The sequence below is a fragment of the Arthrobacter caoxuetaonis genome, from assembly GCF_023921125.1.
Lineage (GTDB): Bacteria > Actinomycetota > Actinomycetes > Actinomycetales > Micrococcaceae > Arthrobacter_B > Arthrobacter_B caoxuetaonis.
Map to the genome: position 1 here is coordinate 2,341,389 of NZ_CP099466.1, position 24,151 is coordinate 2,365,539.

The window sequence follows — 24,151 nt, forward strand, 5'->3', positions numbered from 1 at the left end:
TCAGGCCTCCGCTGCCATGGGGAAGGGAACTCCGCGCAGGAGTTCCGGGTTCGCCGCGATTTTTTCTGCCCAGCGGTCGGGGAACGACGGGTTGGGCACTTCAACGGCGGGACGGAACTCCCCGGCATAGGCCCGGCGATGGATCTCGTCGTGGTCCATCCCCGCCTCGCGTGCTGCAACCAGCTTGTCCGGATCGAACTGCGGTCCGAGCTGGTCCTCCGCGAACTCGCGCGATGCCCACATCCACTCGCTCGACTTGCCCCAGTCATGGAAGTTGTCCACCTGGATCTCGATGCCGTTCCCGTCCGGGTCGGCGTAGTACATGGACATCGTCATACCGTGGTCCATGTTGAAGGCAGGAAGGATTCCCTGGTCCCGCAGGCGGACGTAGTTGTCGAGCCACGAGTCGAAGTCGGGGTACTCGAAGGCCGTGTGGTGGATCCCGGCCGAGTGGGGTTTGTTCACCGGCGGGACCGTCCCCGGGATGCGGAGCAGTGCGATGCGGTGGTTCGCCTCGTCATTGACCAGCCACGCGGCGTTCTCCGAGTAAAAGACTGGCTGCAGGCCGCAGACAGCTTCGTAGAACCTCACCATCGGGTCGATCTCCATGGTCATGAAGGTCGCATGGTGCAGCTTGGGCACCCGGATCGGCCGTGGCCTGGGTGTGGTGGCGTAAACGGACTGGGACATCATTGTTCCTTAACTCGGCGGCTGCTGCGGCAGCCGGTGTTCTATTGGTTTAACCCGATGCTCGCTAAGCAGCCGGTTCAACGGGCGTGAAATGCCCGAACCGGCGGTGCTGATAGACCAGGCCAGCGACATCTGCGCTGTCCGCTCCTTCAACAAGTCCGGTCACGATGGTGTGATCCCCACCTGGTATGAGGTCTACGACCCGGCACGCCGCCCAGGACGCAATGCCGGCGATTCGCGGCACCCCCTGGTCCAGCACCCAATCGACTCCCTCGAATCGGTCCAAACCACGCTTCGCGAAGGTGGAGGCAATGCCCGCCTGGTCAAAGGCGAGGACGTTGAGCCCGAAACGTCCGGACTGCGAAATCAAGCCGAGCAGGTCTGAGTCGTTTTGCAGCGAGACCAGGACCATCGGCGGGTCGAGCGAGAGTGATGCGAATGCGCTGACGGTGGTCCCATGCGGAGCGTGAATAGACGTGGTGACGATGGAAACCGGTGTAGCCACCGCTCCCATGGATGCACGGAATGACTGCTGGTCAACAGGAACTTCGGCATGAGTTTTCACTGTTGCCTCCTTTTCGTTCATAAACGTACTGTACGGTGTAGTCCAGTTATGCGCAATGGTGCTGATGTCATATGCCGGGGAACGTGCCGTACGGTTCCGGGGCCAGGGCAAGGTCACGGGGATCCCAGACCGGTGAGTACGGCACCTGACCCCGGGGCGGAGCATCTGGTCCGTTCTCGTCGTAGGGCGGCAGGGGCGGGCTCAGCTGTGCAGCGGCGTCCGTGAAGCTGGCACTGTAGTCCGTGATGAAGGTGGCGGAGAGCCGGAAGTGCCAGAGCCGCCAGGCATCGTCTTCACGGACGAAATCCGCCGAGTAACGCCCCCAGTACCAAAGCGCCCGAAGCGGGTTGCCTTCAACCCAGCCGAGGTGATGCGCCTCGGCGCCCGGTGAGATCCATGCCGCCCGAGCGGTGCGCCCGTCCTGGGCAACTTCCACCACCGGAGTCGTGAGCAGGTGCTCAACGTACTCACCGGTCAAATCACGCGAGGGTGCCTTCATGGGGGGCGGCGCCCACGCTCTCCGTGCGGCATCCCGCCCGGTGAACGTACCGAACGGCATCTCCACGACCAGGTCCTCCCGGTCCGCGAACAGCGGTGGAATCAGGTCATCCCGGTAGGCCGAGTGGTAGAACGCATAGCGCCCCATGAGGTTTTCGATTTCATGAACAGCTTCGAGGCGCTCCAGTCGGCGGGTGATATCTGCGAGTTCGGACATGATGCCCTTTCGTAACGGAGGGGATGGAGGGGCGACGTCGTTTAAAAGAGGGGCTCGGGGAAGTCGCCGAGATCCTGCCCGAGGAGGACACCGCCGGCAACAGCGCTCATGGTCATGAAATCTGCGGACGCATGATTGCGGATGACCTGCGCATCCCTGCAGATGCGCTCCAGCGGGTCACCCGTGCGGAAGATAGAGGCCCCCGACGAGCGCACCACAAGGTCCACTGCAGCGAATGCCTTGGTGCCCGCCCCGGTGAGACCCAGGTTGATCACGGCGCGATTCTCAAGGCTTGCTTCCTGCGAGCGCTCAGGCCCGTAGATGGCGGCCGTCATTTCGAGTGCGTCCCTCATCTGCAGCTCCGCGACGTGCAGCAGGTCCCACGCGTGGGCGTATGCCGACCGCACGAGGGGGTCGTCCACGATTCGCTGCCCGGTCTGCATACGGACACGCTTACCGGCATTTCCGCGGAACAGCTCCAGGGCCGCATCCGCGGTGCCGAGCGCAACTGCCGCCTGGATGACAGGCAGAATGCGGTTGACGGGGTACGCAGCGAGCGGGTAACCGGGGTGCAGCGCAGCAGCCCGTTCCGAGTCTGCGGAGAACAACGCGAACTCAATCGTTCGGTGCGCGGGAACGAAGACGTCCTCTGCCTCTACATCGTTGCTCCCGGTGCCCTTCATACCGGGGACCTGCCACGTGTCGATCACCGTCACGTCCTCGATGGGCACCGCCACCGAGAGCGGCCCGGTTGGAGAAAGAGCGCTGACCATCACCCATTGGGCGTGCATCACAGCGGAGGCGAAGCGCCAGCGACCGCTGACCAGGTAGCCGCCCTCGGTCGGCGCTGCCGTTCCTGGCGGAGTTGCTGCCGCTGCGGCCAGAGCATACGTGCCGCCCTGGAAGAAGTCCGACTGTGCCTGCACTCCGTAACGGGCAAGCAGAAGATTGTGGGCCATGAGGAACGCGCCGACCCACCCGGCTGACGCGTCGCCCCGGGACAGGGTTCGGACGATGTCCACGTACTCGATGAGGTCGATCTGGGAGCCGCCCAGCGTGGCTGGGAGCATCGCGCTGAATAGGCCTGCCCTTTCGAAGTCGGAGATCGTTTCGTCCGGGAGGCGGCGCAGCTCCTCGGTCTCTGAAGCGCGTGCGCGCAGGGCTGGCACGAGCTCCTCCGCACGAGCGAGCAGGTCGAATGCAGATGGAGCGGTGGGCGCATGGATCATGACTGTGTACCTTTTCTTATAACGGAAAACGAGAACATAGAGGACGGGATGACGGCCGGCGGGCGTGCACCCGCCGGCCGCCGGATGGGAACTAGACGGCCCGGCTCGGTGGAGTCGCCGCGGTCTCGTCGAGCAGTTCCGGATTCGCCCATGCAGGGGGGTATTTCGGCAGAAGGGCGGCGCACGCTACCGCGATGACGCCCAGCACAACGAGTACGAGCATCGGCGCGGCGTAGCTTCCCGTAGCTGCCTGAAGCGCACTGAAGAGGTACGGGGACGCCGCAAGCGCAACACCCGTAACCGCGAGCGTCATGCCTTGGAGTGCCGCGAAGGACTTCATCCCGAAATACTTGGCGATCAGCGCCGGGCCCAGGGCCGACTCCACGCCCGCGATGATGCCGAGCAGTCCCATAGAGAGATAGACAAGCACCAGGGAACCACCGTTACCGAGTGCGAGCAGGAGACCTACCGGTGCGCCGAGGAGAAGCAGGGCTACGACCCAGGGGCGACGTGTGCGGTCAAGAGTGGTGCCCCCGGCAAGCAGTCCAATGATTGACGTGCTGGCGAGTACTGAAAGCGAGACCGAGACGGCGGCGGGATTGACACCGGACTGGCCGAAGAAATCCACTGCGTTCTGACGCATCGCGATCGGCCCGGTCCCAGCGAGGACGAGGAAGAGGATGAGCAGAATCCACGGTCGCGTCAAAATCGCTTTCCGGAACGGCACCCCCGGAAGAGAAGCGTCGACCGCCTTGGGCAGAGGAACGTGCGCAGTGACCTTGGGCTCGGAGATGAGCCAGAGCACGGTGGGGATTCCGATGACGGCGACCGCGATGGCGGTAACGAGGTAGGTGCCGTCCCAGCCAAGCCCCTCGAAGACCCCGGGGTCGACGGTGGGAAGAGGCGCACCGCCCGCTTCACCGGGTGGAATCAGACCAGCACTCCCGGCATCGGCAGGGGGTTCGGCACCCGCGGGCATCTCCCCTGCCGCCGGCGGAGCGGGGGTCGCCGCGTTTCCGTTAATAAGCCATTGAAACAGAGGCGACGAAATTGCCGCGATCATACCGGATGTCACGCCAATGAGGCCGAAACCAATGCCGCGATGCGCCGGGAACCACCCGGAGATGACTTTGAACACCACACCCAGGCTCGCACTGAAGCCACAGATTGCCGTGAGGGTAAGAAGCACACCGAGCAGCCATGTGGTGGTGCCGGCGACCGGAACCAAGGCCATAAAAACCGCATAGAGAATGATGGACGGCAAAGCGACCGTCCGGGCGCCGTGGCGGTCGACCCAGCGTCCGAGGAAGGGAAGGAACAATGGTCCGACGAGCAGCGGAATGCTGACGAACAGAAGGATCCCGTCCTGCGGCCGTGTACCTGTGCTCATCGCGAAGGCCGGAACAATAAAGGGTGTCATCGCAGCCAGGGCCGCAGGACTCACGGCGACCAGCAGGAGACTGCCGATAAGCGCCGCCTTAGCCCGGCCAGGGGCCTTCATGAACTCGAGTGCGTATTGTCTAAAGCTGATTTTTGCTGCACCGTCGAGCAACGGTGCAGGAGGCGGAAAGCTCGCCGCCGGCACAACAGGATTGTCTTTTTGCATCGGAGCTCCTTGTGGTCGGTACTCGCCTACGTCGACGTTGACGTTGGCGCCTTTCGGTTCTGGGGGGCCCGGCGGGCGAACACGCGGGCACGGCCTTACGGGTGCGGCGGGGCTGCCGGAGGACGCACGTTCTCCGGAGCAGTGACGGGCGAACTGATAGCCGCCATCATCGGAAACGGGGAAAGGCCGAACATCGCCCGGCCATTGATCTCAGCCATCGGATCGATGCGGAATGCCCCATGAGTCGCCAGGACGTGGATGTCCCGGACCGCGCGCTGGATCGGATTGGAGAGGGAAACCGCCGACGATCCCAGAGCGAGGAGGAGCCCGTCCACTGTGTGGAGGCACTGGTGGATCAGGTGGACGAGATCCATCGTGATTTCGGGTTCTTCAGACGGGAGATAGTCCTCGCCTGCGAGCGCCCGCCGATCGGCCTCGTCCATGTGCCGGGCGAGGACCGCCTCCGCTGCATTGATGACCGCACGCGCTTTACCGGCGACCACCTGGATCGAGGCCATCTCCGACATCGCCGGGTAGGGCAGGTTGAAGGGCGGACGCTTGGCAGCCTGAGCCAGGAACGAGTCAAGTGCCCCCTGTGCGATTCCGATGGCCAACGCCGCGAATGCGCCGCTGCTGCCGATCATCATGCCGAACGCGCCGTGTTTGAAGCCCAGCCCCGAGTAGGCGCCTCGAAGAGAATCGCTCAGACGCGGAAGGTCCGCGGTGTGGACGACGCGGTAGTCGGGGACGAAGGTCTCCTCGTCCGCCCGGATACTGTTCGAGTTTGTCGCCTGGAGGCCCATGACATGCCAGTCGTCTACGATCGCGTACTGGTCCCTGGACAGGACCCCCATTGCACGTCGCCGCTCGCCGCTCGCCGGGTCTTCATACTCGAAACCGACCGAGCCCCAGGCAGCGTGCTTGCTGCCGCTGCCGAACGACCACTTCCCCTTCACCTGGTAGCCTCCCGCCACCTTGCGCCCGTCGCCGACTTTTGGAGCAAAGACCGTCGCACCGAACACGAGCGGACCGACCCAGTCATCGATTCCCGCAAATACTTCGTCACGGACCTTCACATCGAATCCAAGGATGTTCCGGGTGGCGCTGGAGACGATTACCAGCCAGGCGGCTGCTGCATCGCCTTGGCCGAGTGTTCGCACGACCTCCGCAGTATCGCGGGCCCCGAGTGCGTAGCCGCCCAACTCCGTGGGGATTGTGATCTTGAAGGCACCGACGCCATTCACCGCCTCCAGAGTCGCGGGAGTGAGTGCGCCGAGCGCTTCCCCCTCGGCGGCCTGTTCGCGCAGCGACGGGAGGAGCTGGACGATCTCGTCCCGCATTCGGCGTCCCTCATCACTGAGGTACGGCGATTCGGGAAACTTCGCCCGGGCGGCAGGAAGACCGTCCCGCAGGATCGGTTCTCCGTTGGGGATGCCTGCGGGCGGGATTGTGTGTGATGTCATTGCGGGATCCAGTTTCTTCTGTGAGGTTTCCGTGATCAGGAGCGAGGCGCCGGGGGTCCCGGAGGCAGCGTGGGCGGCGGCGGACCTTCGGCACGCAGCGGGCCCAGCACCTGCGTCCACCGCAGCAGTTCCGCGAGCATCGGTGCGACGGCCCTCTGAGCGGAAGGCGGCGGCACGAACTCGCCGGCCTCAAAGTTCTGCATAACGAGCGGCAGCGCGACGCCGTCCGGCAGGGGCATCATCCGAACAGTCGTGACAATCTGTTTCATGACCTGGACTGCCCGGAGGCCTCCTGCGATGCCGCCGTAGCTGACGAACGCCACTGGGGCATACATCCATTCGCGCCCGAGATAGTCGAACGCATTCAGCAGGGCAGCGGATGGCCCGTAGTTGTATTCCGGTGAGACGAAGATGAACGCGTCCGCTTCCTGGATCTTGGCGGCCCAGCGCTGAGTGTGCTCATTCTCGTAGCGTCCGAGGACGGGGTGGTGCCGTTCGTCGAGGACGGGCAGACCGTACTCCGCGATGTCGACGAGCTCGACGTCGAACCGCCCATCCGCGGCTGTCTTCTCGAAGACCCACTTGGCAATGGGCCCGGCGAGGCGGCCGGGGCGGGTGCTGCCGACAATGATCTGCAGTTTCGGCACGGTCAGTCCCCCAGCGGATCCCGGCCGGGGACCGCTTTGCGGAACGTGCTCCAGTGCTCCGCCAGCTTTCCGTTGTGCACCCGGAAAACGGTGAGGATGTTCCACTCGTAGGTCGTGTCCGGCACGACTGGATCCGGGACAGGTTTTCGCATCATGAGGCACGCGACCTCGCCGTCAAGGATGACGCTCACTACCGGCGGCGAAACCTCGCCGACGACCGGCACATTCCGGAAGTGTTCAATGAGCTTCTCAAGGCCGTTACCGGCTGCGTTCGGATCGTGCTGAACGTAATCCCAGGCAGCGTACTTCGTCATCACCTCAACCACCTGTTCCTGCACCCGGTCGTCACGGACCATGCGGGCCAGGTCGGCTTCGAAGTCTATGAGCAGGCGCTTGACCGCGTTGCGTTCCGGCGAGGAATCAGCAGCTACCGCCGCTTTGAACTCCTCATTGTCGAGCCAGTTCTCATAGATCGCAGGATCGGTAATTTCTGCGATCCCGTTGACGATCGAAAATCCACTCATGCGCTGTCTCCTTGTTCGAGGTGAGCTGAGGACGCGGACATCGCGGACGAAGCAATGAAGGGCCGCCCATTATCGAAACGACATCGTTTCGTTCACCTAGAAGTGAGACTAACGCCACATTCAGCCATGCACAACCCTTTTCCGCGCGTCGAATTTTCGTGGCACATACGCGGGCCCTGCGCGGACACCGGGACGAGTTCTCCGCGAACACCGGGGCCAACCCATCAACCCCAAAAAAGAGGGACCAGCTCAGTTTGAACTGGTCCCTCTTCACTTCGCGGCTTTTCAGATTGCCTGCAGGAAATGCCTTCTCTCCGGACAGCTAGCGGAGCCCTCCGCGGGGCGCAAGCACAGGAAGCAGGATCGTCTCCACAAATCCCTTCAAATACGCGGGATCAGGGAACGAGCCCTCGACCAGATGCCGGGCGAGCGGGATTGAAAGGAAGACGTGGTGGCAATACCGGCGCGTCACCTCGTCAACGGTGATCTCGCCTCGAACAACGGCGCGGTCGATCGCCCGGTCCAGCGGCGATCCTGCAGGAGCGGAGAGCTGTTTGCGCATCGTCTCAGCGAGCATCGGGTCCTTCATGGACGCGTGAGCGAGGGCTGCCAGGAGCGCCATCTCCGACTCCGCGACCTGCCCGAGGTCGTCCATGATGGCAGCAAGATCACCAGAGAGTGTACCCGTGTCCTTGTCGGCAGGCTGGGCGATCGAGGAATAAGACCGAAGCGCGGCCATAACCAGGCCGGGTTTGCCCTGCCACTGGCGATATATGGTCGCCGTGCTGCATCTGGCGCGCTTGGCCACCGCGGCCATCGTCAGATTCTCGTATCCAACCTCTTCAAGCAGCTCAACGGCCGCGGCCAGGATCTCTGTCTGCCGCGCAGCCGAGAGTCTGGTGCGCCGCCCGGGCTCATCCTGCGCCTTGACCACCGCAGTCCTCCTAAATCGGGAATCGACACAACCCTATCCTTCCAGGCCGTGCCTTTCGCACCTCGGAAGTCAGGCCAATGCAGGGCCCCAGGGATAGTCGTACCCTGGAGGCAAAGCCACGGCAGGCTCGCTGGCCGTCGGCCGGAGGCCTCGCAGGAACACTCGCGTGATGTATTCCACGTGCGACTCAAGCAGCTCGTCCGAAAGCTGAAAATCCGAGATCAGCTGATCGAACTCAATGCCGGATGCTGTCATGCGCAGGAGCATGGCGGCGTGGGCATCTGGCCGATCGAGAGTGAAGCCGCACTCCGAACCGTAATCAACGAGCAGGTCCGCGATGATGCTGACGATGTCCGATACCTCCGGCATCTCCGCCGCAAAAGTACCGAATGCGTCTAGGATTTCCCGACGCCGGTTTGCTTCGGCGATCATCACCCGGAAATAGGCGATGGCCTGGGACCCTGACCCGGCCTGGCTGGCGGCGATCAACGCGGACACCAGACGGTCCTCCGCCGACCCCTCAGATAAAGCATCGCGCTCTTTCAGCTCAGACAGGTGCTGCCCCAACTCCCTGGCACCGTAATGCAATACAGCTTTGAACAGCTCGAGTTTGTCTGCAAAGTGCGCGTAAACGGTCGTCTTGGACACCCCCGCGAGCGCGGCAACCGCATCCATGGACGTACCGTCATATCCGTTGACCAACAGCAGCTCAACGGCTGCATCCAGGACTATGTCGCGCTTGCTGCGACCACTTCGTTTTTTCCGGGGCATTCACGCTTCCTTTGCTCGAACTTCAACTGCCGCCAATGCGCACTGTTGAAGGCATTGAGGAATCTACCCACCTTATCGCCTGGATCGAGAAGTCCAGTGTACCGGCCTTACCCGTCTGGTACTGTGCGGTACAGTACAGCAACTTACCAGAACATCGACGGAGATGACCATGACTGACACGATCAACCCTGCTGGTACTGGCCTCCACGAGGGGCGTATGCCTGGTCCCCCCGTCGACCGGATGACACCGTTGGATGCGGCGGCCTCCAGGTACCTCAGCCCGGAAGGGAGGCGGATCGCGGCCGGCGTACAGGGTCTGCAGCAGCGTATTCGCGATCTGGCCCCGGAAGCAGAGAAGCGTGGCCGGCTGGACAGCGGGATCATCGAAGCGTTTACGGATCTCGGTCTATACCGCGCGTGCGCCCCGCTTGAGTACGGCGGCTATGCGCTGGGTGCCCGCGACATCGCGGAGATCGCGGGCGCGCTCGGCAAGGGTGACGCCTCCGCAAGCTGGACATTCTTTGTTGGCACCAGCCTTCGTATGGTGAGCACACTCCCCGAGCGTTTAGTCAATGAACTGTACAGCCGGCTGGACGGTCACTCCGGACCACTCGCAGCCGGCGGTTCCACCTTCGCGGCGGTAACCGGCACTGCCACTCGGGCTGAGGGAGGGTGGATGGTCGAAGGCAAGTGGACCTATGTATCAGGGAACCATGACGCCGCCTGGCTGTTCGGCGGTGCTGCCTGGGTTGACGGTGACAAGAGCGGGCATGCCCTGATCATGATGGATCCGGCCGACATAAAGCGGCTTGATGATTGGCAGGTGGCGGGAATGGCGGCCTCTGATTCGAATTCGATTGTGACAATTGAGCCGGTGTTCGTGCCTGACCACCGGTTCGTTGACATGGCCGAGCTCCCGATGCACATGGATAGCGCCGCTGCCCGGTTCAGCGGCCTTGCGTACCAGGCGAAGACCCGCGCCTCCATGATGACAGCCACGGTTGTGAACATGGCCGCTCTCGTTGGTATGGCGGAGGGCGCGTTGGATGTGTTTCGCCAGCTAGCCCCCGCGCGGAAGCCGTTCAGCCCGCCCTACGCCAGCATTGCCGAGATGGCCTCGAGCCAGGTTGCCGCCGGCAAGGCCAGAGCACTCATTGACGCGGCAAAGGCGACGGTGCTGCAGTACGCGGACGAAATCGACCACCTCGCGGTACGCGGCGAGGACTATACCGGTGATGAGGAAGCACAAGGATGCACCAGCCTGGCTTTCGCGGGCCAGCTCGCGAAGGACGCAATAGACCTCATCCTGCGCATTACGGGCTCCTCCGGAATGGCACTCTCCAGCCCGCTTCAGCGATACTCCCGTGACGCCGCCGTGATCCTCTCCCACGGCGCAATGCGCCTGGAGTCCCTCGCCGAGATCAGCGGCCGGCGCCTCCTCGGCCAGCCACCGTTCAGCATGTTCGCCGGCGGACTGCAGGACAAGGCTGCTCAAAAGTAGCGAAAACAAACCTTGACGGTCCGGGACTGATCAATCCCGGACCGTCAAGGTGCAGTCCTGCTGGAAAAACGGAAGGCGGGGCCGGGCCAAGTGGCCCTGCCCCACCTTCTGCGGCTGGCGGTGTTCAGTGTTGGAGCACACCCGCTTGAACGCTGGCGCCGGTGATCCACCCCACCACGGTGTCCTTATCGGTCTCCCCCGTCGGCACATCCGCTACTTTCCGACCGCGGTTCAGGACGACGATACGGTCTGAGACTGCGGAAGCGAGCGGAAGGTTGTGGGTGACGACCACGATCGAGACGCCCCGTGCGGCGAGGGTTCGGATGAGCGACTCAACGAGCTCAGTCTGCTCGTGGCCGAGCGCCGCAGTGGGCTCGTCCATAAGCAGAACCCCATGTTCCGGCAACCGGGCACTCGAACGAGCAATCGCGATGACCTGCCGCTGGCCACCGGAGAGCATCTCCACTGACCTTGTCACCGGCGCTGTTCGCACTCCCAGCGCATCGAGCTCACGCTGTGATTCTCTGCGCATGGCCTTTCGGTCCAAGAAGCCGAGCCAGCCCAGCGGTCCATGCATCAGACGCTCGCGCCCCAACATCAGATTTCCGGCAATGTCCATCGCTTCTACCAACGCCAGGTCCTGGTACACCATCTGGACACCGGAGGCGGAGGCATCGCGCGGGGATTTGAAATGCACCCGCTCACCGGACACAAACAGTTCCCCCGCGGTGGGCACGTGTGCTCCGGACATGACCTTGAGCAACGTTGATTTACCTGCCCCATTGTCCCCCAGGAGCGCGACGACCTCTCCGGGGCGGACCACAAGTGAGACCTGCTCAAGCGCCCGTGCGTAGCCGTAGTGGACATTAATATTCTTCAGTTCAAACGCCGCACCGCTCATCGGAGCCCACCTTTCATGCCTTCGCCGTTGTTGGCTACAAGGAGCTTTGACGTGGTGTTTGTTGTCCACATGTTGAGCCCGAGTCCCCCGACGAGCAATATGCCCGTGGCGACAGAGGACCAGTCGGCGGGAACCTTCGCGAGCAGGAGCCCAGCCGATATCGTGGCTACCACGACGGCACCGAGCCCCACCCGGGGCAGGCTTCCCCGCCCACCGACAAAGGGAACCCCGGCGAGAGCGACAGCGGTCATCGCTGTGAAGACCGTGCCGACGCTCGCGCTCGGAACCGCCGTCGTGATGTATGCAGCGGTCACGATTCCTCCAAGCGCTGCGCACACTCCCGAGATGACAAACCCCAGAATGCGGTACTGGTTTACTGCGATTCCGACGCGACGGGCCGCTTCGGCGCCGCCGCCCACTGCCAACAGCCGAACGCCGCCCCGGGTGTACTTGAGAAAGACAGTGAGCACCACAAAGACGCCGACCGAAATGTACACCGGGGCAGGAATGCCGAAGTAGGTCTGCGTCCCCATGAACACGAGCTGGGTCAGCCCGGAGATATTGGAGCCGTTCGCCAGGAGCAGCGCAGCACCACTTAGGACGCTGAGCATGGCGATCGTTACGATCAGTGGATTAAACCCACGCAGTACGACCAGCGCGTTGACTACACCGACGACGAGCCCCGCCAACAGCCCGGCCGCAACCGCCAGCCAGGTCGGTGATCCCTGCGTCAAGAGGGTACCGGTGACGACGCCGGCAAATGCGGCCGTACCCGGAACGGAAAGGTCCAGCACTCCGGTCATCACTCCCACGGCAACACCCGCAGCATAAATCCCGGCGATTGCAGCAGCGTTGAGTACCGAAACGGCTGTTGGAAGCGACAGGAAGTGAGGGGCACCCCAGAAACTGAAGATGACTATAATCCCGACCCAGAGTGCAATGAGCCCTTGGTCACGGACCAAAAGCAGCCCGCGGACCTTCCACGGCAAGCTCGTACTGGGGGAAACCTGATGAACGGTTTCCGTGCCGATAACGCGCGCCATTCTCAGTTGCCGCCCGAAGCCTTGACAGGAGTCTCGATGATCCCGCCTACAGAGGTGGGGTCGGACATCAGCCTGATGAGGTCCTCTGCTGCCTCGGCGATGGCGGAGGTGTAGTCCCAACTGATGATTGCAGTGATGTCACCAGCCTCATATGCAGCCATGCCGCCTTCGCCGCCTCCACCGGCGACGATGCACGCGGGCGTCTTGTTCGCGGCCTTAAAGGCACCAACCGCGCCGAGTGCAGTCTCGTCACTCGCCGCGATAATGACGTCCGCGTCGGGATGAGCGATGAGAAGCTGTGAGACCGCGGTCTGCGCACTGGCAAGGTCCGCTCCCTCCGCAGTTCCGACGATCTCCACGTCGGGGGCACCAGCGGCAAATGAAGCATAGATTGCCTCGTTCACGGCAGCAGACCCGCCAGCGGAATCAGGCGGCGACAGGAACAAGGCTTCGTGTCCATCCTGGACTGCGCAGCTCGCCGCTGCCTCACCGATCGCAGTACCGTACTTAACGAAGCTAGGGGTGTCAAAGGCTATGCCTGGCTGCGGACCTTCGAAGCCGAGTGACATCGGCGGCCCTTCGATGACCGCGGGGATGCCGGCGCTTTGAAGCGCCTCCACGCTTTGAGCCGCAGCTTCAGGGGCTACTGGAAAAACCCACGCACCGACTATGCTTCGAGTGTCGAGCGCCTGCTGGATTTGCTGCGCCTGCTTAACGGGGTCGAAGTTCGCGTCATGAACAACTACCGTGTACCCCTGCGCCTCCATTTCCTCAGTTACTCCTGCGGCGAGCGCGCTAACCACGTCGATCTGAGCCGACGGCGAAAAGAACGCAATCTCCCCCTTCGCGTCCGCGGACTCAGAGGGCGCATCGGCCGTCGAGGCAGCTCCGGCGCAACCAGAAAGGGCGAACAGTCCGACGGTGAACACCGCGCCAGCGAAAACGATACTACGAGGCTTCTTCATTGAAACTCCTTGTACGAGGGCTGCTCCGCCCAGGGAAGGCACTTTATCGATGCTGTACTGGACTGTACAGGCCAGTTCTATCGATTCGCAATGATTAGGCGCAGATGATCTGAATTCGCTTCGGCCGCGTCACAAGTGACCCGCAGGCCTCCCGCCCATGGAACATGTAAGAGGCATCCGGGCAGCTGCAAGGTACTAACGGGATGCGAGGCCATTTTGTCAGGCGCCTTACGCGGCGCTTTCCGGAGCTCATACATAGCGGCGGCTCGCCCCAGCGCGCAGCCGCGGGCACTGGATGCCCGTCACCATCGATTGGGTGTGGGCCATGGTCAGACTTTGCGGCACTCGGTTTCCTGGGGACCGCCGTATACAGCGGGAGCATTCTGCCACCCGGGCAGCCGGAGATGGCCGTGCCGAACGACTGCTCTCGCCGTGCGCAGGCCTTCCTGCCGCAAAGGCCCAGGAAAGCAAAAAGGTCCGGAATCCCTGTATCATCAGGGCTTTCCGGACCTCGCTGGTGCACCCCCCGGGACTTGAACCCGGAACCCATTGATTAAGAGTCAATTGCTCTGCCAATTGAGCTAGAGGTGCTTGGCGGTGTGCATCCCTGCCTGGGTCATGTTTCCCCCGGCCGATCAGCAACGACAAGTTACTCTACCAGCTTTTTCGCCCCGCCACGAACAGCCCGCAAGGGATGCAAAAAAGGCCCGCTGCTCCCGGACGGGAGCAGCGGACCTTGTCTGTGCACCCCCCGGGACTTGAACCCGGAACCCATTGATTAAGAGTCAATTGCTCTGCCAATTGAGCTAGAGGTGCTGGCAGTCTTGGAGGTTTCGACGGCCGGAATTTCGGCGTTTGAAGCGTCCGCAACGACATGAAACTCTACCAGCTGTTTTCGGCAAAAGCGAAATCCGGGCCGCTTTGAGAGGCGTCTCACACTGCGTCAGGTCCGGGCCTGCGGCGCGGGTCATCGGCAGGTACCACCAGCTCCCCCGGCAGGCCCCGCCATTCAGGCCCGTCATGCACTACCCACGTTCTTGGCGAACTACTCACACCCGCGTCCAGTGTGATCACCTCGACCGTTTCCCTGCCTCCGCCTGCGGGCCCGTCCTTCCACCCTGGAAGCGCTTCTCCTTCCGCCTCCTTGACAGCAGTGACGGCTTCCGCAGAACTGCTGGATCCTTTTGCCGGATCTGCGGGGCGCCGGACCCTGCTGATCACCGGGTGGCGGAGCATCCTTCGGACCAATGCACCTGCTCCGGCTGCAGCTGCGCCCAGGATCGCTCCCGCAGCCAGCGCGAGGGCAGGCGCGGTTCCCGCCGGGCGGTGTGCAAATGGAGACGGACTCACCTTTCGAAGCTACGGCGGCCGTGCCCCCTATGTCCATCGATTCACTTCGGAGTGCCCGGCCGCGCACGTAACCGAATTGTGACCGGGCCCAGCATGCTTAGCGTCCCAAAGCATGCGCGGTGTGCCAGTAGGCTCTGACCATGGTTTTGTGTTGCACGACACAAACGTGCGCTGCGGTCCGACCGGCCGCAGCGATACTCACCGCCCCAGAGGAGATAGAACAATGACCCTTGCTGGCAGATTCACTCTCAGCCGGTCTGCCCGGCGACGGGCAGCCGCCCTGACTGCCGGCCTGGCCATGAGCGCTCTTGTGCTCTCCGGCTGCGCCGAAAGCAACCGCGATGCCGCAGACGACGGCGCCACTGCCTCTGAGGTGGACGGCACGTTCGTCTTCGCCGCATCCTCGGACCCCAAGACCCTGGATCCGGCCTTCGCCTCCGACGGCGAATCCTTCCGCGTCAGCCGCCAGATCTTCGAAGGCCTTGTCGGCGTCGAACCCGGAACCGCCGATCCGGCGCCGCTGCTCGCCAAGTCCTGGGAGACCTCCGAGGACGCCCTGACCTACACCTTCGCCCTCGAAGAAGGCGTCACCTTCCACGACGGCACTCCGTTCAACGGCGAGGCCGTCTGCGCGAACTTCGACCGCTGGTACAACTTCACGGGCATCCAGCAGGCCGAAAGCCAGGCCTACTACTACAGCAAGCTGTTCAAGGGCTTCGCTGACACCCCTGAAAACGCCACGTACGAGTCCTGCGAAGCTACCGGCGAGAACGAAGCCGTCGTGACCCTGGCGAAGCCGTTCGCCGGCTTCATAGCGGCACTGTCCCTTCCGGCCTTCTCCATGCAGAGCCCCGCCGCCATGGAAGAGTTCGCCGCTAACGATGCCTCCGGCACCGCTGAGGCACCGGAACTGACCGAATACGCCAAGTCGCACCCGACCGGCACCGGCCCCTTCAAGTTCGAGGGCTGGGAAGTCGGCAACCAGATCAAGCTTTCCGCCAACGAGGATTACTGGGGCGAGCAGGGACAGGTCACGGACATCATCTTCCGCGTCATCGATGATCCCAACTCCCGCCGCCAGTCCCTGCAGTCCGGTGACATTGACGGTTATGACCTGGTGGCCCCGGCAGATACCCAGGCACTGGCCGACGCCGGCTTCAAGGTCATTCCGCGTGATCCCTTCACCATCCTCTACCTGGGCATGAACCAGAAGGTCGAGCAGCTTGCCGACCCGCTGGTCCGGCAGGCGATCGCCCACGCGATCGACAAGGAAGCGCTGGTCAACCAGACCCTTCCCGAAGGCACCAAGGTTGCAACGCAGTTCATTCCCGACGTCGTCAACGGCTACAACGAAGACGTCACCACGTACGAGTACGACCCCGAGAAGGCCAAGGAACTGCTCGCCGAAGCCGGTTACCCGGACGGCTTCACGGTGGACTTCAACTACCCCACCGGTGTCTCCCGCCCGTACATGCCGACTCCCGAGCAGGTGTTCTCCAACATTTCCGCACAGCTGGAGGAAGTGGGCATCACCGTCAACCCGCAGCCGAGCAAGTGGTCCCCGGACTACCTTGACCGTGTGCAGGCCACTGAAGATCACGGCATCCACCTGCTGGGCTGGACCGGCGACTACAACGACACCGACAACTTCGTGGGAGTGTTCTTCGGCCAGGAGAAGCCCGAATTCGGCTTCTCCAACCCGGAGATCTTCGAACAGCTCGAGGCAGCACGCCAGGTGAGCAGCCTCGAGGAGCAGACCCCGATGTACGAGAAGATCAACGACGACATCGCCAAGTTCGTCCCGGCGGTACCGCTGGCACACCCGGCGCCGTCGCTCGCCTTCTCGGACCGCGTGGATTCCTACCCCGCCTCCCCCGTCAACGACGAAGTGTTCAACCAGATCAAGCTCAACAAGTAGCGGGCGAACCGGGCCGGGATCCAGCGCCGCTGGGTCCCGGCCCGTTCTGTCCTTACCTTTTCAGCAGCCGCACAACCGGCTGAGAAAGGACACTCGTGCTGCGAGTTATAGGCAAGCGCCTGTTAATGCTGATCCCGACCCTGATCGGCTTGTCCATCCTTTTGTTCATCTGGGTCCGCAGCCTTCCCGGCGGCCCGGCCACCGCCCTCCTGGGCGACAAGGCCACACCTGAGGCCATCGCCAGGATCAATGAGGCCTACGGCTTCGACCGGCCCCTCATTGAGCAGTACTTCACCTACGTCGGCAAACTCCTGCAGGGCGACTTCGGCACCTCCACCGTGACCGGCCGTCCCGTCCTGGAAGAGTTCGCCACCCGTTTCCCGGCCACCTTGGAACTCGCCGCCGTGGCCCTGATCTTCGCGATCGGCATCGGGATTCCGCTGGGCTACCTGGCTGCCAGGCACTACGGCAGGTTCTGGGACCACTCCTCCGTGGTGCTCTCCCTGATCGGCATCACGGTGCCGGTCTTCTTCCTCGCCTTCATCCTCAAGTGGCTCCTGGCCATCCAAATCCCGCTGTTCCCCACGGATGGCCGGCAGGATCCGCGCATCAACGCCACGCATGTCACGGACTTCTATGTCCTGGACGGGCTCTTAACAAGGGAGTGGGACGCCTCCTGGGATGCGCTGATGCACCTGGTGCTGCCAGGCATTGCGCTCGGAACGATTCCGCTGGCGATCATCGTGCGCATTACCCGCGCGTCCGTCCTTGAAGTGCAGGGCGCGGACTATGTCCGCACGGCCCGGGCCAAGGGGCTGATGGAAAAGACCATCCGCAGCCGGTTCGTGCTGCGCAACGCGATGCTCCCTGTCACCACGACCATTGGCCTGCAGACAGGGTTGCTCATCTCCGGTGCCGTCCTGACCGAAACGGTCTTCGCCTTCAGCGGAGTGGGAAGGTTCCTGCGGGACGCCATCTTCAACCTGGACTATCCCGTGCTGCAGGGCTTCATCATCTTTATCGCCGTGGCGTATTCCCTGATCAACCTGCTGGTTGATGTCTCCTACGGCTTCATCGACCCGAGGGTGAGGGTGCAATGAGTACAGTTCTTCCGCCGCCGGCAGGCGGCGCTGTCCGCCCCGACGAACCGGCCGCCCCTGATGTACGCGGCAGCGGAATGTGGAGTGACGCCTTCCGCAGGCTGCGCCGCAACCCCGCGGCGATCGCGGGCGCCGTGATCGTGGGCCTGTTTATCCTGGTCGCCGTCTTCGCACCCATCCTTGCGCCATACGGCGGCGAGGAACTGCCGGGCCGCACCGAAATCACGCCGACGTCGATCCCCGGCCCCGGTGACATCGAAGGCTTTCCGCTCGGGCTGGACCGCTTTGGCGGCGACGTCCTGTCCAAGCTCATCTGGGGAGCCCGCGCGTCCCTGCTGATCGGCGTTATCTCCACCGCGCTTGGACTGGCCGGAGGCATGCTGCTCGGCGTCATTGCCGGCGGCGTAGGCGGCTGGGTGGACAACGTCATCATGCGGTTCGTGGACATCCTGCTCTCCGTCCCGAACCTGCTGCTGGCCGTGAGCATCGCGGCCGTGCTGGGACAGACGCCGTCGGCGGTGATGATCGCCATCGGGGTATCCCAGGTGCCGATCTTCGCCAGGCTCCTGCGGTCGTCCATGATCAGCCAGCGGGGCGCGGACTATATCCTGTCCGCGCAGGCCCTGGGACTAAGCACCCGGACCATCACCATGAGCCATCTGCTGCCGAACAGTGTTGGCCCGGTGATCGTCCAGGCGACCCTGACCCTGGCCACCGCCGTGATCGACGCCGCGGCCCTGTCCTTCCTGGGACTCGGCGGCGGACGGCCTGAGAGCGCGGAATGGGGGCGGATGCTGACCTACGCACAGAACGAACTTGCCGTGGCACCGCAGCTCGCGTTCCTGCCCGGCATCTGCATTGCCATCACGGCCCTCGGCTTCACCCTGCTGGGTGAGTCGCTGCGTGAATCACTGGATCCCAAGACGCGGCGCAAGTAACTCCGTCAGCGGACACAAAAACAGGGCCTGCTCCCATGGAGCAGGCCCTGTCTTTTTCTGCCGGTGTGCCGTGAGGTTGCTGCAGGCTATGAAGCCAGCTCGCCTTCGATGTTGAGTTCGTTGCCGGGAATGGAGGCAAGCAGCTTACGGGTGTACGGGTGCCGCGGATTCTGGAAGACCTCTTCGGAGGTCGCCGCTTCCACCAGCTCACCGTCCTTCATGACGCAGACGTAGTCCGAGATCAGCCGGACCACGGCCAGGTCGTGGGAAATGAAGAGGTAGCTCAACCCGAGCTCGCGCTGCAGGTCCCCCAGCAGTCTCAGGATCTGCGCCTGCACCAGGACATCCAGTGCCGAGACAGGCTCATCGCAGACGATCAGCTCGGGCTTGAGTGCCAGGGCACGGGCAATGGCCACACGCTGGCGCTGCCCGCCCGAGAGCTCCGCCGGATAGCGGCGCAGCATGGACACAGGCAGGGCAACCTGTTCCATGAGTTCGCGTACCCGGGCAGCACGCTCTGCACGATCGCCCCGCTTGTAGGTCTTGAGCGGTTCGTCCAGGATCCGTTCAATGGTGAACATCGGGTCCAGTGAGGAGTAAGGGTCCTGGAAGATCGGCTGCACCCGCTGGCGGAAACTGCTCAGCTCGCGCTTCTGCAGCGAAGCAACGTCAACGCCGTCGAACGTCATGGTGCCCGACGTCGGCTCGATCAGCTTGAGCAGCATCCTCGCGGTCGTCGTTTTGCCCGATCCGGACTCCCCCACGATGGCTACTGTCTTGCCGCGCGGGATCTCAAGGCTCACGTTCCGCACTGCATGGAAGTCTCCGGCCTTGCCGCGGATGGAGAAGACTTTGTTCAGGTCCCGGATTTCCACGATGTTATCCACCGCAGCCGGAGTTCCAGCTGTGTCAGTGCCGGTGCCGGCGCTTTCTCCGCCGCCGACTGCATGCAGCCGTTCAGAGGCCGGCGCGGCAAACGCGCCGGGTGCAAGGCGCACGGCCGCCACGCTGGGCGCAGCACGCACCAGGGACTGCGTATAGGGATGCTGGGGGTCCTCCAGCAGTTGGCGTGCAGGCCCGGTCTCGACGACCTCGCCCCGGTGCATCACCACCAAATCGGAGGCACGTTCGGCGGCCAGACCAAGGTCGTGGGTGATCAGCAGGACGCTGGTGCCCAGTTCTTCGGTCATCCTCTCGATCTGGTCCAGGATGGTCCGCTGCACCGTGACGTCCAGCGCGCTGGTGGGCTCGTCGGCAATGAGCAGGCGGGGCCTGCAGGCAAGCCCAATGGCGATCAGCGCGCGCTGGCGCATACCGCCGGAGAATTCGTGCGGATACTGCTTGGCCCGTTCGGCGGCATCGGGAAGGCCGGCTGCGGTGAGCACCTCCACGACCTTGCGGTCCACGTCCTTGCCGGTGGCCATGCCGTGGACCAGGAGCGTCTCTGCTACCTGGGTGCCGATCTTGGTCACCGGGTTCAGGTTGGACATCGGATCCTGCGGAACGAGTCCAATGGACCGCCCCCGGACGGCGCGCATCTTGGATTCCGGGAGCCCGACCAGCTCCCGCCCGTCAAAGCGGATACTGCCCGAAGTGACTTTGCCGTTCCCTGGAAGCAGCCCAATGACCGCCATGGCGGTGGTGGATTTGCCGGATCCGGATTCGCCCACAATGGCCAGGGTTTTCCCGGCACCGAGGCTGAATCCGGCCTTGCGGACCGCCTGCACGGGGCCTTCCATGGTCCGGAAGCCGACGGCGAGATCGGTCACTTCTAGCAGCGGAGATTCAGGGCTGGTTTCAGTCATTTCCATATCCTGCCTTACCAACGGGCACTTGTGAGGCAACTCTCACCCGCCTTTACCGGTTTTTTATCATTTAGACTAAGAAATCGACCGATCAGGCAGGGATGGTGCGTCCCGGAGGAGAACCCAGAAGCTGTGACAACATCCGCCACCAGGCGCTCCATTATTAAGGCTTCTGCCGCTGCCGCCGCACTCGTCCTCACCGGCTGCACTGCCGCCCGCCCCGACGACGACGCGCCCAGCACCTCGGCCTCGCCGTCGGCGTCCGGCGGGCCTTCGGCTTCGTTCACCTTCGCCACAGCCGCCCGTCCGGCCGGCCTTGATGCTTTCCTGGCAGTGGACACCGAGTCTCACCGGGTGACCCGCCAGGTCCTGGAAACGCTGGTGGGCGTTGACCCGCTGACCTCAGCTCCCGTGCCCCTGCTGGCCCAGGAATGGTCGGTATCTGAGGACGGACGCATCTATGACTTCACCCTTCAGCGCGGCATCACCTTCCACGATGGGGAGCCGCTGACAGCTGAAGCGGTCTGCGCGAACTTTGACCGCTGGTACAACCTCCCCGTCTCAGCGCGGGGCACCGAGGTCCTGGCCTTCCGGTCAGTCTTCAAGGGCTTCTCCGACACCCCCGACCTGTCCGCCTACAAGTCCTGTACGGCCACGGGCGAAAACACCTTCCGGCTGGAACTCAATACCCGGCTGACCGGCCTCATCCCTGCACTGGCCTCGCCCGAGTTCGGCATCGCTTCGCCGCGTGCCCTGGCTGAAGGACGTGCGGACGAGCTGACCGAAGACCGGAACGGCACCCGGCTCTCGGTCTACGCGCAGCATCCGGTCGGAACCGGACCGTTCGTCTTTTCCAGCTGGGCTGAGGACGAGGTCCAGCTGGTGTCCAATCCGGACTACTGGGGCGACCGCGGGCAGATCCAGAACGTCACCTTCCGGACCATCACCAGCCCGGAAAGCCGGCTGCGCGCCTTGCAGAACGGCGAAGTGGACGGCTACGACCTGGTGACTGTCTCCGACGTCGGCGAACTGGCCCGCGCCGGCATGCAGATCCTGCAGCGTGATCCCTACTCCATCCTCTATTTGGGGATCAACCAGAACTTCCCAGGCCTGGATGAGCCCAAAATGCGCCAGGCCATTGCCCACGCCGTGGACAAGCCTGCCCTGCTGGAGGGACTGTTCCTGAACGGCAGCAAGTCGGCGAACCAGTTCCTGCCCGAAAAGCTGGGACTGCGCTCGGACAACGTCACCAATTACGGACACAACCCGGACCGCGCCAAGGAACTGCTCGAAGAAGCCGGGTATGCCGGGGAGGAACTGCCCTTCTACTACCCCCGCCGGGTCACCCGGGCCTATCTTCCCAATCCGGAAAAGGTCTATGCGGAGCTAAGCCGCCAGCTCACGGCTGCCGGCCTGAATATCCGGCCCGTTCCCGTGGAATGGTCTGACGGTTACCTGGAGCAGGTCTCGAAGAACGGGGACCGTGCCCTGCATCTCTCCGGACTCAGCGGAAGCTACATGGATGCGGACAACTTCGTCGGCACGTTGTTCGGCGCCTACAGCGAAGAGTTCGGCTATGAGGATGCGCAGCTTTTCACGAAGATCGACCGTGCCCGGACGCTGCCGGCGGACGATGATCGGGCCGACGCCTACCGCTCCATTTCGGACCGGATCTCCACCCGGGTTCCCGCCGTTCCGCTGGCTTTCCCGATTTCCACGCTGACCGTCTCGCCCCGCGTGTCCCAGTACCCGACGTCCCCGCTCCTCAACGAGGTCTTCAACAAGATCCGCCTCACCGACTAGCGTGGAAGCATCTGCCGATCCGCCGTCCTCCTGCACGCGGGCTGCGGCGGACCCGGCACACAATTTTAGTAAGCGCGGCACTGAGGGATACGCTTCTTAGGCTAGCGTCCACGTGACTGGAGATATGAAGTTGACTGCTGAGAGCCCGGCGGAGAAGTCCGCAAACAGAACTGATGTACTGCTGATCGGCGGCGGCATCATGAGCGCGACCCTCGGGGCGTTCCTGAAGCAGCTGGCACCGGACTGGGACATTTCCCTCTATGAGCGGATGGACCGCGCCGGGACCGAAAGCTCCGATCCCTGGAACAACGCAGGCACCGGCCACGCGGCGCTGTGCGAGCTGAACTACAGCCCCGCCGGCCCGGACGGCACCGTCGACCCGGCCAAGGCCATCGGGATCAACGAACAGTTTCAGGTTTCACGCCAGTTCTGGTCCCACCTTGTGGACCAGGGCCACATCTCCGGCGGCTTCATCAACCCGCTGCCCCATATGAGCTTCGTCTGGGGAGATGCCCACTCGGACTACCTGCGCAAGCGCTATGAATCCCTGAGCGCCCAGCCGCTGTTCAAAACCATGGAGTTCTCCGAGGATCACGGCAAGATCGCCGAATGGGCCCCGCTGCTGATGCAGGGCCGCGACTCCGGCCAGCGCGTTGCCGCGTCCCGCGTCGCAGGCGGCACCGACGTCGACTTCGGTGCCCTCACCCGCGAACTGGTCAACTACCTCGGAGCCAACGGCGCCGAGCTCAACTTCGGCCACGAAGTCACCAACCTCACCCGGAACTCCGGCGGCGGCTGGGATGTCACTGTCCGCAACCGCGCTACGAAGGCTTCCCGTACCGTTTCAGCCCGTTTCGTCTTCATCGGCGGCGGCGGAGGCGCCCTGCACCTGCTGCAGCGTTCGGGCATTCCGGAAGGCAAGGGCTTTGGCGGCTTCCCCGTCTCCGGCCAGTTCCTGCGCTCCACTGATGAGTCGATCATCTCTGCCCACAACGCCAAGGTCTACGGCCAGGCTTCGGTAGGCGCACCGCCAATGTCCGTTCCGCATCTGGACACCCGGTTCGTCGACGGCAAGAAGTCCCTGCTGTTCGGCCCGTATGGCGGGTTCTCCCCCAAGTTCCTGAAGAACGGCGCCCTGACGGACCTGCCGTTCTCCGTCCGCCCGCACAACCTGGTGCCGATGCTGGCCGTCGCCAAGGACAACATGTCCCTGGTGAAGTACCTCGTCACGGAGGTCCTGAAGTCCCGCGAAGGCAAGACCAAGGCGCTGCGCGAGTTCTATCCCGAAGCGGCCACCGAAGGTTGGGACCTGATCACCGCCGGACAGCGTGTCCAGGTCATCAAGAAGGATCCCAAGAGCGGCGGCGTGCTGCAGTTCGGCACCGAGCTCATCACCTCCGCGGACGGTACGGTCGGCGCCCTGCTGGGCGCTTCCCCCGGAGCCTCCACTGCCCCGCCCATCATGATCAACCTGATGAAGCGCTGCTTCCCGGCCGAGTTCGCCGGATGGGAAGCCAAGATCAAGGAAATGATCCCCGGCTACGGTGTAAAACTGAACGAAAACGAATCCCTGGCCGATGAAATCACGGCAGAGACCAACCGCGTCCTGAAGCTGGGCTAAGTCCAGGACGCTGCACGCTGGTGCCCCGGTTCCGTCATGGGACCGGGGCACCGCTGCGTTAA

The 24,151-nt window shown here is 63.5% G+C and carries 20 protein-coding genes and 2 tRNA genes; 6 read left to right on the forward strand and 16 right to left on the reverse strand.

Annotated features, from left to right (window positions below; translation table 11 throughout):
- The 10 genes from NF551_RS10740 to NF551_RS10785 all read right to left on the reverse strand — a co-directional run bounded on the left by NF551_RS10740 (position 1) and on the right by NF551_RS10785 (position 9,144).
- Complete coding sequence (locus NF551_RS10740; RefSeq protein ID WP_227894716.1) at positions 1-693, reverse strand: VOC family protein; 693 nt, start codon at positions 691-693, stop codon at positions 1-3.
- Between the two features lie 61 nt (positions 694-754).
- Entirely contained in the window at positions 755-1,276 is a 522-nt protein-coding gene (locus NF551_RS10745; RefSeq protein ID WP_227894715.1) for a flavin reductase family protein, read from the reverse strand.
- Between the two features lie 46 nt (positions 1,277-1,322).
- Positions 1,323-1,970: a nuclear transport factor 2 family protein gene (locus NF551_RS10750; protein WP_227894714.1), complete on the reverse strand. Its 648-nt coding sequence runs from the start codon at positions 1,968-1,970 to the stop codon at positions 1,323-1,325.
- A 41-nt stretch (positions 1,971-2,011) separates the two neighbouring features.
- Positions 2,012-3,199, reverse strand: a complete 1,188-nt coding sequence (locus NF551_RS10755) for an acyl-CoA dehydrogenase family protein (protein ID WP_227894713.1) — start codon at positions 3,197-3,199, stop codon at positions 2,012-2,014.
- A 91-nt stretch (positions 3,200-3,290) separates the two neighbouring features.
- Positions 3,291-4,805, reverse strand: a complete 1,515-nt coding sequence (locus NF551_RS10760; RefSeq protein ID WP_227894712.1) for an MFS transporter — start codon at positions 4,803-4,805, stop codon at positions 3,291-3,293.
- Positions 4,806-4,900: 95 nt separating this feature from the next.
- The gene (locus tag NF551_RS10765; RefSeq protein WP_227894711.1) at positions 4,901-6,268 is read right to left on the reverse strand and encodes an acyl-CoA dehydrogenase family protein; all 1,368 of its coding nucleotides are present in this window, start codon (positions 6,266-6,268) and stop codon (positions 4,901-4,903) included.
- A gap of 35 nt (positions 6,269-6,303) precedes the next feature.
- Positions 6,304-6,915 (reverse strand): NADPH-dependent FMN reductase, encoded by a 612-nt coding sequence (locus NF551_RS10770; protein WP_227894710.1) that lies wholly within the window; start codon positions 6,913-6,915, stop codon positions 6,304-6,306.
- Between the two features lie 2 nt (positions 6,916-6,917).
- Positions 6,918-7,439, reverse strand: coding sequence for a nuclear transport factor 2 family protein (locus NF551_RS10775; protein ID WP_227894709.1), 522 nt, complete (start codon positions 7,437-7,439; stop codon positions 6,918-6,920).
- Between the two features lie 322 nt (positions 7,440-7,761).
- Positions 7,762-8,373 carry a TetR/AcrR family transcriptional regulator gene (locus tag NF551_RS10780; RefSeq protein WP_227894708.1) on the reverse strand — a complete coding sequence of 204 codons (612 nt, stop codon included), beginning with the start codon at positions 8,371-8,373 and terminating at the stop codon, positions 7,762-7,764.
- 69 nt (positions 8,374-8,442) lie between these two features.
- Positions 8,443-9,144, reverse strand: coding sequence for a TetR/AcrR family transcriptional regulator (locus NF551_RS10785; protein WP_227894707.1), 702 nt, complete (start codon positions 9,142-9,144; stop codon positions 8,443-8,445).
- A gap of 217 nt (positions 9,145-9,361) precedes the next feature.
- Here NF551_RS10785 and NF551_RS10790 point away from each other — a divergent pair, with 217 nt between their 5' ends.
- Positions 9,362-10,645: an acyl-CoA dehydrogenase family protein gene (locus NF551_RS10790; RefSeq protein WP_229970807.1), complete on the forward strand. Its 1,284-nt coding sequence runs from the start codon at positions 9,362-9,364 to the stop codon at positions 10,643-10,645.
- Positions 10,646-10,769: 124 nt separating this feature from the next.
- On the opposite strand, the gene NF551_RS10795 is transcribed toward NF551_RS10790, so the two are convergent.
- The 5 genes from NF551_RS10795 to NF551_RS10815 all read right to left on the reverse strand — a co-directional run bounded on the left by NF551_RS10795 (position 10,770) and on the right by NF551_RS10815 (position 14,370).
- Positions 10,770-11,546: an ATP-binding cassette domain-containing protein gene (locus NF551_RS10795; protein WP_227894705.1), complete on the reverse strand. Its 777-nt coding sequence runs from the start codon at positions 11,544-11,546 to the stop codon at positions 10,770-10,772.
- Complete coding sequence (locus tag NF551_RS10800) at positions 11,543-12,535, reverse strand: ABC transporter permease (RefSeq protein ID WP_227915329.1); 993 nt, start codon at positions 12,533-12,535, stop codon at positions 11,543-11,545. Before NF551_RS10800 ends, NF551_RS10795 begins: the two co-directional genes overlap by 4 nt.
- 56 nt (positions 12,536-12,591) lie before the next feature.
- Positions 12,592-13,554: a sugar ABC transporter substrate-binding protein gene (locus tag NF551_RS10805; RefSeq protein WP_227894703.1), complete on the reverse strand. Its 963-nt coding sequence runs from the start codon at positions 13,552-13,554 to the stop codon at positions 12,592-12,594.
- A 515-nt stretch (positions 13,555-14,069) separates the two neighbouring features.
- Positions 14,070-14,145 (reverse strand) — tRNA-Lys (locus tag NF551_RS10810).
- Positions 14,146-14,297: 152 nt separating this feature from the next.
- Positions 14,298-14,370, reverse strand: a tRNA-Lys gene (locus tag NF551_RS10815).
- A gap of 757 nt (positions 14,371-15,127) precedes the next feature.
- Between NF551_RS10815 and NF551_RS10820 the strand changes: the two genes are divergently transcribed.
- The 3 genes from NF551_RS10820 (at position 15,128) to NF551_RS10830 (ending at position 18,860) form a co-directional block, all read left to right on the forward strand.
- Positions 15,128-16,822 (forward strand): ABC transporter substrate-binding protein, encoded by a 1,695-nt coding sequence (locus NF551_RS10820; RefSeq protein WP_423721309.1) that lies wholly within the window; start codon positions 15,128-15,130, stop codon positions 16,820-16,822.
- 95 nt (positions 16,823-16,917) lie between these two features.
- Entirely contained in the window at positions 16,918-17,922 is a 1,005-nt protein-coding gene (locus tag NF551_RS10825; RefSeq protein WP_227894702.1) for an ABC transporter permease, read from the forward strand.
- The gene (locus NF551_RS10830) at positions 17,919-18,860 is read left to right on the forward strand and encodes an ABC transporter permease (protein ID WP_227894701.1); all 942 of its coding nucleotides are present in this window, start codon (positions 17,919-17,921) and stop codon (positions 18,858-18,860) included. The genes NF551_RS10825 and NF551_RS10830 overlap by 4 nt, the downstream gene beginning before the upstream one ends.
- A gap of 86 nt (positions 18,861-18,946) precedes the next feature.
- Here NF551_RS10830 and NF551_RS10835 read toward each other — a convergent pair whose 3' ends face one another.
- Positions 18,947-20,665 (reverse strand): ABC transporter ATP-binding protein, encoded by a 1,719-nt coding sequence (locus NF551_RS10835; RefSeq protein WP_227894700.1) that lies wholly within the window; start codon positions 20,663-20,665, stop codon positions 18,947-18,949.
- Between the two features lie 132 nt (positions 20,666-20,797).
- Between NF551_RS10835 and NF551_RS10840 the strand changes: the two genes are divergently transcribed.
- Positions 20,798-22,468 carry an ABC transporter substrate-binding protein gene (locus NF551_RS10840; protein WP_227894699.1) on the forward strand — a complete coding sequence of 557 codons (1,671 nt, stop codon included), beginning with the start codon at positions 20,798-20,800 and terminating at the stop codon, positions 22,466-22,468.
- 124 nt (positions 22,469-22,592) lie between these two features.
- Positions 22,593-24,089, forward strand: coding sequence for a malate:quinone oxidoreductase (locus NF551_RS10845; RefSeq protein WP_227894698.1), 1,497 nt, complete (start codon positions 22,593-22,595; stop codon positions 24,087-24,089).
- Positions 24,090-24,151: the final 62 nt, after the last annotated feature.